General features: G+C 70.5%; 13 protein-coding genes. 11 read left to right on the plus strand and 2 right to left on the minus strand.

Features of this window, described 5'->3' with window-relative positions; all coding sequences use genetic code 11:
- Positions 1 to 17 precede the first annotated feature (17 nt).
- The gene (locus tag HCT63_RS17780) at positions 18 to 1,418 is read left to right on the plus strand and encodes an FAD-binding oxidoreductase (protein ID WP_167008001.1); all 1,401 of its coding nucleotides are present in this window, start codon (positions 18 to 20) and stop codon (positions 1,416 to 1,418) included.
- Positions 1,419 to 1,445: 27 nt separating this feature from the next.
- On the plus strand, positions 1,446 to 1,835 hold the full coding sequence (locus HCT63_RS17785; RefSeq protein WP_208322502.1) for a hypothetical protein: 390 nt from the start codon (positions 1,446 to 1,448) through the stop codon (positions 1,833 to 1,835).
- Here HCT63_RS17785 and rpmB read toward each other — a convergent pair.
- The gene (gene rpmB / locus HCT63_RS17790; protein ID WP_139087903.1) at positions 1,825 to 2,010 is read right to left on the minus strand and encodes a 50S ribosomal protein L28; all 186 of its coding nucleotides are present in this window, start codon (positions 2,008 to 2,010) and stop codon (positions 1,825 to 1,827) included. The two genes, HCT63_RS17785 and rpmB, sit on opposite strands and share 11 nt — an antisense overlap.
- Before the next feature lie 126 nt (positions 2,011 to 2,136).
- Here rpmB and HCT63_RS17795 point away from each other — a divergent pair, with 126 nt between their 5' ends.
- From HCT63_RS17795 to mutM, 8 genes are all read left to right on the plus strand, one after another.
- On the plus strand, positions 2,137 to 3,741 hold the full coding sequence (locus tag HCT63_RS17795) for a DAK2 domain-containing protein (protein WP_167008004.1): 1,605 nt from the start codon (positions 2,137 to 2,139) through the stop codon (positions 3,739 to 3,741).
- Positions 3,742 to 3,766: 25 nt separating this feature from the next.
- Positions 3,767 to 5,971: an ATP-dependent DNA helicase RecG gene (gene recG / locus HCT63_RS17800; RefSeq protein ID WP_208322503.1), complete on the plus strand. Its 2,205-nt coding sequence runs from the start codon at positions 3,767 to 3,769 to the stop codon at positions 5,969 to 5,971.
- Positions 5,968 to 6,534, plus strand: coding sequence for a 16S rRNA (guanine(966)-N(2))-methyltransferase RsmD (gene rsmD, locus HCT63_RS17805; protein WP_167008007.1), 567 nt, complete (start codon positions 5,968 to 5,970; stop codon positions 6,532 to 6,534). Before recG ends, rsmD begins: the two co-directional genes overlap by 4 nt.
- Positions 6,527 to 7,003, plus strand: coding sequence for a pantetheine-phosphate adenylyltransferase (gene coaD / locus HCT63_RS17810; RefSeq protein ID WP_167008010.1), 477 nt, complete (start codon positions 6,527 to 6,529; stop codon positions 7,001 to 7,003). The genes rsmD and coaD overlap by 8 nt, the downstream gene beginning before the upstream one ends.
- Before the next feature lie 95 nt (positions 7,004 to 7,098).
- Positions 7,099 to 7,686, plus strand: a complete 588-nt coding sequence (locus HCT63_RS17815) for a YceD family protein (RefSeq protein WP_167008013.1) — start codon at positions 7,099 to 7,101, stop codon at positions 7,684 to 7,686.
- A 2-nt stretch (positions 7,687 to 7,688) separates the two neighbouring features.
- On the plus strand, positions 7,689 to 7,874 hold the full coding sequence (gene rpmF / locus HCT63_RS17820; protein ID WP_167008016.1) for a 50S ribosomal protein L32: 186 nt from the start codon (positions 7,689 to 7,691) through the stop codon (positions 7,872 to 7,874).
- Between the two features lie 11 nt (positions 7,875 to 7,885).
- Entirely contained in the window at positions 7,886 to 8,677 is a 792-nt protein-coding gene (rnc, locus tag HCT63_RS17825) for a ribonuclease III (protein ID WP_243843101.1), read from the plus strand.
- A gap of 15 nt (positions 8,678 to 8,692) precedes the next feature.
- Entirely contained in the window at positions 8,693 to 9,544 is an 852-nt protein-coding gene (gene mutM / locus HCT63_RS17830) for a bifunctional DNA-formamidopyrimidine glycosylase/DNA-(apurinic or apyrimidinic site) lyase (protein WP_167008022.1), read from the plus strand.
- 25 nt (positions 9,545 to 9,569) lie between these two features.
- Here the strand turns inward: mutM and HCT63_RS17835 are convergent, their stop codons facing one another.
- Entirely contained in the window at positions 9,570 to 10,547 is a 978-nt protein-coding gene (locus HCT63_RS17835; protein ID WP_167008025.1) for a hypothetical protein, read from the minus strand.
- A 137-nt stretch (positions 10,548 to 10,684) separates the two neighbouring features.
- On the opposite strand from HCT63_RS17835, the gene HCT63_RS17840 reads away from it, so the two are divergent.
- On the plus strand, positions 10,685 to 11,962 hold the full coding sequence (locus tag HCT63_RS17840; RefSeq protein WP_167008028.1) for a deoxyguanosinetriphosphate triphosphohydrolase: 1,278 nt from the start codon (positions 10,685 to 10,687) through the stop codon (positions 11,960 to 11,962).
- Positions 11,963 to 12,001: the final 39 nt, after the last annotated feature.

Consider the following 12,001-nt stretch of genomic DNA (forward strand, 5'->3'; position numbering starts at 1 on the left):
CACAGAAGGAGAGCGCCATGTCCACAGTCGAAACCACCGCAGACGCCGTCGTCGAGGAGCTCCGTCAGGTCGTACGAGGACCGCTGGTCGGTCCCGACGATCCGGGCTACGACGAGGCTCGCAAGGTCTTCAACGGCGCCATCGACCGGCACCCCGCTGCCGTCGTACGGGTCGCCGACGTCGCCGACGTGATCACCTGCGTCGACTTCGCCCGCCGACATCAGATCCCCCTCGCCGTACGGGGTGGTGGCCACCACGGCGCCGGCTTCAGTGTCGGCGACGGCGCCCTCGTGATCGACTTCAGGGGCCAGCGTTCCACCCACGTCGACCCCGAGGCAGGCACGGTGCAGGTCGACGCCGGCTGCACCTGGGGCGACGTGGACCACGCGACCGGCGCGTTCGGGATGGCGACACCGTCGGGCTTCGTCTCGACGACCGGTGTGGCCGGACTGACGCTCGGTGGCGGTACGGGCTACCTGACCCGGCACTTCGGGCTCACGGTCGACAACCTCGTCTCCGCAGACGTGGTGCTGGCCGACGGCACGTTCGTCACGGCGAGTGCGACGAGCCATCCGGATCTGTTCTGGGCCCTTCGTGGGGGAGGCGGCAACTTCGGCGTGGTCACGTCGTTCACGTTCGCCTGCCACCCGGTGGGGGAGGCAGGAGAGATCGTCGGAGGCCCCGTGATCTACGACCTCGCCGACACCGAGGAGGTCTTCCGGTGGTACCGCGACCTGATGCCCGGCCTGCCGGACGAGCTCAACGGGTGGATCGCTGTCATGGAGGTTCCGTCCGCAGCACCCTTCCCCGAGGAGATGTGGGCTCGCAAGGTCTGCGCGATCGTGTGGTGCTACTCAGGGCCGCGCGAGCGGGCAGACGAGGTGCTGGCACCGGTCCGTGAGTTCGGGTCGCCGCTGCTGACCGGAATCCAACCGATGCCGTACTCCGTCCTCCAGTCCGCGTTCGACGGTCTCCTGCCCTCCGGTCTGCAGTGGTACTGGAAGGCCGACTTCTTCGAGGAGATCCCTGACGCCGCGATCGCCACGCACCGTCGGTACGGCGAGCGCATCCCGACGCCGCTGTCGACGATGCACCTGTATCCGATCAGCGGTGCCGCAGCCCGCGTGCCGGAGGATGCGACCGCGTTCGCGTACCGACGGGGCGGGTGGAACGGAGTCATCGCGGGCATCGATCCCGACCCCGCCAACCTGGCCATGGTCACCGCCTGGGCACGGGACTACTGGGAGGATCTCCATCCGACCTCGGCCGGTGGCGCGTACGTGAACATGATGATGGACGAGGGTCACGAGCGTGTCCGGGCCGCGTACCGCGGGAACTACGACCGGCTTGTCGAGGTCAAACGGCGCTACGACCCGTACAACCTCTTCCGGCTCAACCAGAACATCGCGCCGGACTGACGGCGCCGCAACCGGAAGGCCGAGCAGATGTCGTTCGACCCGCCCGTCGTCGCGGGAGCCCTGTCCACCGCCATCTTCGCCCTCAGCACGCTGCCGATGGTCGTGAAGGCGGGGAGGACCAAGGACCTGAGCTCCTACAGCCTGGGCAACCTCGGGTTGAGCAACGTCGGCAACGCCGTCCACTCGTTCTACGTGTTCAGCCTTCCGGCGGGCCCGGTGTGGGTGCTGCACTCGTTCTACGGGGCGGTGTCCGTGCTGATGCTGGTCTGGTACCTGCGCTACGAGACGAGGGCGAGGGGCGTGGGGACGCCAAAGAGGCGGGCGCACCGCAGGGGTGCTGCCCGCCTCGTTGTGCGAGGAACCGCGGGGTCGTCGCTGCGTCAGCGACGACCAGCCGGCGATTCGGTCAGCGGCTGACCTTGCCGGCCTTGAGGCACGAGGTGCACACGTTCATACGCTTCGGAGTCGCACCGACGACCGCGCGGACCCGCTGGATGTTGGGGTCGAAACGACGGCGCGTGCGCTTGCGCGACCACGGCTTGTTGTTGCCGAAACCCGGCTTCTTGCCGCACACGTCGCAGACTGCAGCCACAGCGAACACTCCCGGTTGAGATTGAGGGGGATTACCAAAGGACAAGGCTAACCGATCGTCCAAGGGCGAAGCCAATCGGCGTCGTCGCTCCCGGTACGAGGGTGCCCGGGGATAGTCTCTCAAACCATGACGACCCGCGTCTCCTCGGAGTCCTTCGCCAGGTGGGCGCTGGCGTGCACCGAAGCACTCGGCTCCGCCCGTGCGGAGATCGACGCGCTCAACGTCTTCCCCGTCCCCGACGGTGACACCGGCACCAACGTGTACGTGACGTTCGAGTCGGCGCTGCAGGCGATCAGCGCGCCCACCGAGGGCGAGCTGCTCGCGACCGTCGTCAAGGAGTACGTCGACGCCGTGCTGCTCGGAGCGCGCGGCAACTCCGGCGTGATCATGGCGCAGCTCCTGCGCGCGTCGCTGCCGCTGGTCGCCGAGGCCGAGGGGAGCGCGGTGGACGTCGCGCGGGTCGCCGACGCGATGAGCGCGGCCGCCGCCGCCGCGTACGCCGCCGTCGGTCACCCGGTCGAAGGCACGATCCTGACCGTCGCGTGCCGTGCCGCCGAGGCAGCGCAGGAGGCGGTCGCGGACGGTGCCGATCTCGCCCAGCTCGTCAGCGCGACGGCAGCGGCGGCGCGCGAGGCGCTGCAGCGCACGCCGGAGCAGCTCGACCGCCTGGCGAGGGCCGGTGTCGTCGACGCGGGTGGTCGCGCCCTCGTCGTGGTGCTCGACACGACCGAGCGCCTGGTGACCGGCCGCTTCGTACCCGCCCCCGAACCGGTCGTCGTGCCACGCGGTCTCGCCGACGACGGTGCTCACGACCTCCACGCCGACGGGCCGTCGTACGAGGTGATGTACCTCCTCGATGCTGACGACACCGCGATCCCGGCGCTGCGCCAGCGCCTCGACGACCTTGGCGACTCGCTCGTCGTGGTCGGCGGGGATCGCCTCTGGAACGTCCACGTCCACGTCGACGACGTGGGCGCGGCGATCGAGGCCGGGATCGACGCGGGGCGCCCGTACCGCATCTCCGTCACCCACTTCGCCGAGATGACGCCGGCCCTTGTCAGTACCGACGGGACACGGGCCGTCGTGGCGATCGCGGCCGGGCCGGGCCTGGCGTCGCTGTTCAGCGAGGCTGGCGCGGTCGTCGTCGCCACGTCGGTGGGCGCACCGCTGGCGGTGAGCGCCGTCCTCGACACGATCCTCGACTGCGGGGCCGACGACGTGGTCGTCCTGCCCAACAGCCGTGACTTCCGGGTGGTCTGCGATGCCGCCGCCGCCCAGGCGCGCGAGGCGGGCGTCCACGCGACCGTCATCCCGTCGTGGACGCAGGTGCAGGGGCTGGCCGCGGTCGCGGTCCACGACCCCACGCACCCGTTCGACGACGACGTCGTCGCGATGACCAGTGCCGCGCGCGGCACCCAGCACGGGGCGATCACGGTGGCGACCGAGTCCGGCATGACGATGGCGGGCCCGTGCCTCGTCGGTGACGTCCTGGGCGTGGTCGACGCCGAGTTCTCGATGGTCGGCCACGAGCAGGCCGAGGTCGCCCGGCTGGTGCTCGACCGTCTGATGACGGGCAGTGCCGAGCTGGTCACGCTCGTCACCGGCGACGGGTTGGACGACGACGTGGTGCCGAGCCTCGAGCGCTGGCTGCGGGCGCGGCGACCCGACGTCGAGCTCGTCTCGTACACCGGAGGTCAGGCCCGCTACCCGCTGCTGCTGGCGGTCGAGTAGTGGTGGCGACGGCAGGAGGCCCAGCGTGGCGGTGACCCCGCAGACGAAGCTCGCGAACGTCGTCGGGGACAAGACGGCGAAGGCGTTCGACCGCAGCTTCGGGATCGTGACGGTCGGCGACCTGCTGCGTCACTACCCGCGCCGCTACGCCGAGCGGGGCACGCTCACCGACCTCTCCGAGCTGCGCCTCGACGAGCACGTCACCGTGCTGGCCCGGGTCGATCACGTCAAGGAATATCCGTTCCGTCCGAAGGGCGGCGGCCGACCTGGCGGCACGAACGTGCGTACGGAGGTCGTCGTCACCGACGGGACGGGTGAGCTGGTGCTCACGTTCTTCCGTCAGCCGTGGATCGCCAAGCGTCTGAGCCCGGGGACGCTCGGGATGTTCGCCGGCAAGGTCAACGCGTTCCGTGGCCGCAAGCAGCTGCTCCACCCCGAGGTGCGGCAGGCGGAGTCCGAGGACGAGGCACGCGACCAGGCTGAGGAGTACGCGAGCCAGATCCTTCCGATCTACCCCGCGACGCAGGCAGTGTCGTCGTGGACGGTCGAGCGGTCCGTCGGGCTCGTCCTCGACACGCTCGACGACCTCGCGGACCCGCTGCCGGACGCCGTACGCCGCGAGCGGGGCCTCGTCGACCTGATGACCGCCTACCGCGACGTCCACCGCCCGCGCGAGAGCCGCGACCACGAGGCCGCACGCGAGAGGCTGCGCTACGAGGAGGCGTTCGTCCTCCAGACGACGCTGGCCGTACGCCGGCACGCTCTGGCTGAGGCGGCGGCCACGCGGCGCCCGTACGTGCCGGACGGTCTTCGCGACCGATTCGAGGCCCAGCTCCCGTTCTCGCTGACGCTGGGCCAGCAGGAGGTCGTGGCGCAGATCGAGGCCGATCTCGCCCGTGACCAGCCGATGCAGCGTCTGCTCCAGGGAGAGGTCGGCTCGGGCAAGACCGTCGTCGCGCTGCTCGCGATGCTCCAGGTCGTCGACAACGGCGGGCAGGCGGTGCTGCTGGCACCGACCGAGGTGCTCGCGCAGCAGCACTACCGGTCGATGGTCGCGATGCTCGGGCCGATGGCCGAGGCAGGGATGCTCGGCGGCGCGGACGCGGCCACGCGGGTGCGCCTCCTCACCGGGTCGATGGGCAAGAAGGCACGCCAGGAGGCGCTCCTCGACGCGCAGACAGGCGAGGCCGGCATCCTCGTCGGCACCCACGCGTTGCTCGAGGACCGTGTCGGGTTCGCCGAGCTCGGACTGGTGGTCGTCGACGAGCAGCACCGCTTCGGCGTCGAGCAGCGTGCGGCGCTGACGGCCAAGGCCGACGCTGCGCCGCACCTGCTGGTGATGACCGCGACGCCTATCCCGCGGACCGTCGCCATGACGGTCTTCGGCGACCTCGACACGTCGACGTTGCGCGAGCTGCCCCGGGGTCGCCAGCCGATCCAGTCGACGGTCGTCCCGGCCGCCGAGAAGCCCGCCTGGCTGGACCGCACGTGGGAGCGGATCCGTGAGGAGGTCGCACAGGGCCGGCAGGCGTACGTCGTGTGCCCGCGGATCGGTGACGACGACGCGGGGGAGGAGGGGGGCGAGGCGCCGCCGGCCGACGACGATGCCGAGGCGCGTCCCCTGACCTCCGTCGTCGCGCTGCACGACCTGCTGCGCGACGGGCCGCTCTCCGGGACGCGGGTCGGGCTGCTGCACGGGCGGCTGCCGTCGGAGGAGAAAGACGCGGTGATGCGGGCGTTCGCCGCGGGCGAGATCGACGTGCTGGTCGCGACGACGGTGATCGAGGTGGGCGTCGACGTCCCCAACGCGACGGCGATGGTCATCATGGACGCCGACCGCTTCGGGGTCTCCCAGCTCCACCAGCTGCGCGGACGGGTCGGCCGAGGCGCTCATGCGGGCCTGTGCCTGCTGGTCACCGCGGCGCCGGCGGGGAGCGTGGCCCGCGAGCGGCTCGACGCGGTCGCCGCGACCGGTGACGGCTTCGCGCTGTCGCGGCTCGACATCGAGATGCGCCGTGAGGGCGACGTGCTCGGCGTCCGCCAGTCCGGCGTACGCTCCAGCCTCCGGCTGCTGTCGGTCGTCCGTGACGAGGACGTCATCGTCGAGGCGCGCGACGACGCGGCCGCGGTGGTCGCGACAGACCCGACGCTCGCCGCCCACCCCGCACTCGCCGACGCGGTGCGTGAGCTCGAGGACAGCACGCAGGCCGACTACCTGGAGAAGACGTGACACGGATCATCGCGGGCAAGCTCGGCGGCCGACGGCTGGCGACACCTCCCGGCTCTACGACCAGGCCGACCTCCGAACGGGTGCGCGAGGCGATGTTCTCGGCGCTCGAGACCCGGCTCGGTGGGCTCGACGGCGTGCGGGTGCTCGACCTTTACGCAGGCTCAGGCGCGCTCGGTCTTGAGGCCGTCTCGCGCGGCGCCGCCCACGCAACGCTCGTGGAGGCCGACCGGCGCACGGCGAACGTGATCCGGCGCAACGTCCGTGAGCTCGGCGTCGACGCCTCGGTGGACGTCGTGGCGGAGAAGGTGCGGTCGTTCCTCCGTACGCCTGCGAGGGAGCCGTACGACCTGATCGTGCTCGACCCCCCGTACGACGTCCCCAACGACGAGGTCAGCGCGGTGCTCACGGCCTTGGCCACGCCCGAGTGGCTGGCACGCGACGGCCTGCTCGTCGTGGAGCGCTCCACCCGCGACGGTGCGTTCGCGTGGCCGGAGGCCGTCGAGCCGTTCCAGGACCGCCGTTACGGCGAGACGACGCTTTGGTACGGTCGGCCGCATGACTAGGGCTGCCTGTCCGGGTTCGTTCGACCCCGTGACCCTCGGGCACGTCGACATCATCTCCCGCACATCGCGGCTGTTCGACGAGGTCGTCGTCGCCGTGGGCGTCAACGACTCCAAGCGCGTGATGTTCAACACGGAGGAGCGGGTCGCGCTGCTCGAGGCGGTCCTCGGCGACCTGCCCAACGTGCGCGTGCTGACGTTCTCCGGCCTGCTGGTGGACTTCTGCACGGCGCACGACGTGTCGGCGATCGTGAAGGGGCTGCGGGCGGTCTCGGACTTCGACTACGAGCTCCAGATGGCCCAGATGAACTCGACCCTGGCGCACGTCGACACGCTCTTCATGCCGACGAGCCCTGCCTATTCTTACCTGGCCTCGAGCCTCGTCAAGGAGGTCGCACGGCACGGAGGGGACGTCTCCGGGCACGTGCCCCCGGTCGTGCTGGCGGCGCTCAAGGAGAAGTTGGCGGACTAGGGGCGGGCGCGGTTCGCGTCCGAGTGGGTACGTTCGCTATCCTGGTCCGTGGCCTGCAACTGGGCCACACCTCGCTATGCCTCTAAGGAGTACGTGTGACCACGCTCGACTCCCGGGCGCCGTTCGTTCTCGACACTCACGAGATCGCGCGCCGACCCGGAACACAGCGTGAGCTGACGCTCTCCGAGAAGGCACCAGCGAGGATGGGTGTCGACATGCTCGGTGTGCCCGAGGGAAGTGACATCGATCTCGAGCTTCGGCTCGAGTCGGTCATGGAAGGAATCCTCGTCACGGGGACCGCCTCGGTGCACACGTCAGGTGAGTGCGTACGCTGCCTCAGGGAGACCGACGGTGAGATGACCGTCGACCTTCAGGAGCTGTACGTCTACGAAGGCGACGAGGACGACGACCTCTCCCGGCTCGAGAGAGACCTGCTCGACCTCGAGCCCGTCCTGCGGGACGCGGTGGTGCTCGCACTTCCGCATAACCCGTTGTGTGTTCCGGACTGCCCGGGACTGTGCCCCGAGTGCGGGGCGCGGCTCGCGGACGACCCAGAGCACACACACGGCGAAGCCGTCGATCCACGGTGGTCGGCGCTCAGCCAGATGTACGAAGGCAACGACCGTCCCACGGGCGGTTCGGAAGCGACCGGGCCCGGGCCCGGCCCAGACGAGGAGAAGTAGAAGTGGCAGTCCCGAAGCGCAAGATGTCGCGCAGCAACACCCGCCACCGCCGTTCGCAGTGGAAGGCTTCCGCGCCGCAGCTCGTGATCTGCGCCAACCCCGCGTGCCGCGCCAAGCACCTGCCGCATCGCGCTTGCCCGGAGTGCGGCCAGTACGGCACCCGTGGCGAGCTGCGTCAGGTCCTCTGAGTAGGCGGCCCGTGCCCGACGTCGTCGATGACGCAGCCTCGAACGCCGAGCTGCTCACGCAGCTCGGCGTCCCCGGCCTCGAGCCGGGGTTGCTGACCCAGGCGCTGACCCACCGCTCGTACGCGTACGAGAACGGCGGCATCCCCAACAACGAGCGGCTCGAGTTCCTCGGGGATGCCGTGCTGGGGCTGGTCGTCACCGACACGCTCTACAACGCGCACCCGGACCTTCCAGAGGGCCGCCTCGCCAAGCTTCGGGCTGCGGTCGTCAACGCGCGCGCCCTTGCCGACGTCGCCCGCACGCTTGGCCTTGGCGCCTACCTGCGCCTCGGCCGCGGCGAGGAGGCGACCGGGGGTCGCAACAAGTCCTCGATCCTCTCCGACACGGTCGAGGCGCTCATCGGGGCCGTCTACCTCCAGGAGGGGTTCGAGGGCGCCGGTGACGTGGTGCACCGCCTTTTCGACCCTGTGATGGCGCGCGCCGCCGAGCTCGGCGCAGGCCTCGACTGGAAGACCAGCCTTCAAGAGCTCTCCTCCGACCATGGTCTCGGTGTCCCCGAGTACCGCCTGTCCGAGGAGGGCCCGGACCACGACAAGACCTTCACCGCGCATGTGCGGGTGGGGGGTCAGGTCTATGGCGAGGGCGTCGGCCACTCCAAGAAGGAGGCCGAGCAGCAGGTCGCCGAGACGGCATGGCGTGCCATCAAGGCGACGGTCGACGTCGTCGACCACGAGGCCGGGTCGGTCGCACCTGCGGCAGAAGTCGTCCAGGCTGCCGAGTCGGCACACGGCTCCGGCTCCTGAGCCTGCGCGGCGCCCGTGCCTGAGCTGCCTGAGGTCGAGGTCGTCCGCCGTGGTCTCGCCGACCACGTCGCCGGGCGGCGGATCGATCGTGTCGAGGTGCTGCACCCGCGCCCCGTACGCCGCCACCTCCCCGGGCCTGCGGACTTCGCGCTGCGGCTCACCGGGGAGCGGTTCGCCGGTGCGTCGCGTCGCGGCAAGTACCTCTGGCTGCCGCTGGACTCCGGCGACGCCGTCCTCGCCCACCTGGGGATGAGCGGTCAGTTCCTCGTCCAGCCTCCGCAGGCGCCAGCGGAGCGTCACCTGCGAGTGGTCTTCGGTCTCGAGGACGGGATGCAGCTCCGCTTCGTCGACCAGCGGATGTTCGGCGGGCTGTCGCTCAGCGAGGACGGAGCGACGCTCCCGCCGGAGATCGCGCACATCGCGCGCGACCCGCTCGACCCGGAGTTCGACGATCTGGAGCTCATCGAGCGTCTGCGCCGTCGTCGTACGGGCATCAAGCGCGCGCTCCTCGACCAGACGCTGATCTCCGGTGTCGGCAACATCTACGCGGACGAGGCGCTGTGGCGGGCCCGCCTGCACTATGCGCGCGCGACCGACACGATGCGGCGGCCGGAGGTCCACCGTCTGCTTGCCGGTGCCCGCGAGGTGATGGTCGAGGCGCTCGCTCAGGGCGGGACGTCGTTCGATGCGCTCTATGTCGCGGTGAACGGGGAGAGCGGCTACTTCTCGCGCTCCCTCGAGGTGTACGGGCAGGCGGGGGAGCCGTGCTCGCGCTGCGGGACGCCGATCCGCCGTGACGCCTTTATGAACCGCTCGTCGTTCACGTGTCCCCGCTGCCAGCCTCGCCCTCGCAACGGGCGGTGGTGAGGCTGGCAGCAGGGCTCACGTCAGCTCATCGGATCGGTGCGGCCACGGGGAACGTGCGGTCGACGAGGTCCTTGACGACCGAGCCGCAGGTGGAGATCGCGTCGGCATTGGTGCAGTAGTGCGACGCGGTGTAGGTGCCGGTCGCGAGATCCTTCGCCCACGTGGAGGCGAAGTCCCGCAGGCGGGCGGTCTGCGTGGAGTTCGGGTTGCAGAGGGCGCCAGCGATGCCGATGGCGTCGGTGTCCTCACCCTCGCTGTCGATGTGACAGCTGCCACCGGTGGGGATGCCCAGGACGTACTTGGACCAGACGAGCTGGATGCCCACGAAGGGGTTGTCGAGCCCCGTGAGCGCTCCGTACGAGTTGTTGAAGAGGTTGATGACGCTCGGGCGAGCGGCGATGCTCAGGACCGGGCGTGCACCGTTGGCGGAGACAGCCTCGACCGCGGCGGTGAAGCCCTCGGCCGCGACCGGGTCGAACATGATGGCGCCCTTGAGGTTCGGGTAGCCGCGGGTGGTCAGCTGCTGTCCGACGAGGGCGGCGAACTGCCCGCCGGCGGAGTGGCCGCCCACGATGTACTTGACCGGGAGGGGCTTGCTGTTCGGCGGGACGACGGTCCGGTCGGCGAGTGCGTTGCCGAAGATCGTCGCGAGTGCGGGGTTGCCAGCAGTCATGTCCTCGTCGAGGCAGACGACCATCACGCCCTTCTGTGCGATGGCCTTGCTGGTGCCGCGCAGGTTGTCGCAGCTGCGGCTGAAGCCGTGCTCGACGAGCATGAGCGCGCTGGCGGTGCCGTTCGGCAGATACCAGTCGGCATCGTACGACGTGCCAGCGATGGTGATCGGGGAGCTGACGCAGGTGCTCGAGCTGGACGAGTAGTCCGAGCAGGCGGTGGCTGCCGAGGCTGGCGGCGCAGCGGTGACGAGGAGGGCTGCGACGGCTCCGGCAGAGGCGGCGAGGGCGGCGAGCAGGCGCGCGGTGCGCCGGTTGGGCGAGTTTCTCAACGGTTCTCCTGGTGCGTGATGGATGTGGCACGGCACCGACCGACGTTCCCGAGATTACGGCTGGAACGGCGTTTCGAAGGTTAGGGTTATATCGTATATGCCGCAACCGATGGCGGGGGTTGACTAGGCTCCTGCTCGTGACCGCACCCGACCTCGCAGACCAGCCGTACGACGCGTCGGCACGTGAGCGCCTCGTCGCGGAGCCGCCCAAACGTGCCGAGCGGACGCCGTTCGAGCGCGACCGCGCCCGCATCGTCCACTCGGCGGCGCTGCGTCGTCTCGCGGCCAAGACGCAGGTCGTCGGTCCAGGCACGGACGACTTCGTGCGCAACCGCCTCACCCACTCGCTCGAGGTTGCGCAGGTCGCCCGCGAGCTCGGTCGCTCGTTGGGGTGCGATCCGGACGTGGTCGACTCCGCGGCGCTCGCCCACGACCTCGGCCACCCGCCGTTCGGGCACAACGGCGAGACGGCGCTCGACGACGTCGCGGCGTCGTGCGGCGGCTTCGAGGGCAACGCCCAGACGCTGCGCATCCTCACACGCCTGGAGGCCAAGACCTTCGACGTCGACGGGCACAGCGTCGGGCTCAACCTGACCCGCGCCACCCTCGACGCCTGCACGAAATACCCGTGGACGCGGGACGCCGCCCCGGTCCCCGAGGGCGCCCATGGTGACGGCTCTCCCCGGGTGATCCGCAAGTTCGGCGTGTACGACGACGACCTGCCCGTGTTCTCCTGGGTCCGCGACGGCGCCCCCGGCCGACGGCAGTGCGTCGAGGCGCAGGTGATGGACCTCGCCGACGACATCGCGTACTGCGTCCACGACGTCGAGGACGCGGTCGTCTCCGGCACCATCGAGCTCGCCCGCATCCCGTACGACCGCGAGGTGATCTGGGCGACCGTGCGCGAGTGGTACGCCGCGGACGCCACCGACGGCGCCCTGGATGCGGCGTACGCGAGGTTGACCTCGATGCCGTTCTGGCCGCACGGCCCGTACGACGGCAGCCGGCGCTCGCTGGGGGCGCTCAAGGGGCTCACGAGCGCGCTGGTGGGCCGGTTCGTCGCAGCCGCGCGCGACGCCACGCGTGAGGCCTTCGGCGAGCGCCCGTTCGTCCGTTACACCGCTGACCTGGTCGTCCCTGACGACACCCGGACCGAGATCGCGGTCCTCAAGGCGGTCGCGGCGTACTACGTGATGCGTGCCGACGCGCGTGTCACCCTCCTCGCCGAGCAGCGCGAGCTGGTGCGCGGGCTGGTCGAGGTGGTGGCAGGCAAGGGGCCGGAGGTCCTCGACGCGCCGTTCGCCGCCGATTTCGCCGAGGCCGACTCAGAACCAGCGCGGCTACGGGTGGTCGTCGACCAGATCGCGTCGCTCACCGACGACTCCGCGCGTGCCTGGGGACGGCGCCTGCTCTGACGCCGGACGGTGCACGGAGGTAACGGCCTTCCGCCCGCA

This window comes from Mumia sp. ZJ430 (genome assembly GCF_011751845.1).
In the GTDB taxonomy this organism is placed as follows: domain Bacteria; phylum Actinomycetota; class Actinomycetes; order Propionibacteriales; family Nocardioidaceae; genus Mumia.

Excerpts from the sequence above, each read along its gene's own strand:
- HCT63_RS17780 (WP_167008001.1), top strand. The coding sequence starts at position 18 with ATGTCCACAGTCGAAACCACCGCAGACGCCGTCGTCGAGGAGCTCCGT.
- HCT63_RS17785 (WP_208322502.1), top strand. The coding sequence starts at position 1,446 with ATGTCGTTCGACCCGCCCGTCGTCGCGGGAGCCCTGTCCACCGCCATC.
- HCT63_RS17795 (WP_167008004.1), top strand. The coding sequence starts at position 2,137 with ATGACGACCCGCGTCTCCTCGGAGTCCTTCGCCAGGTGGGCGCTGGCG.
- coaD (WP_167008010.1), top strand. The coding sequence starts at position 6,527 with ATGACTAGGGCTGCCTGTCCGGGTTCGTTCGACCCCGTGACCCTCGGG.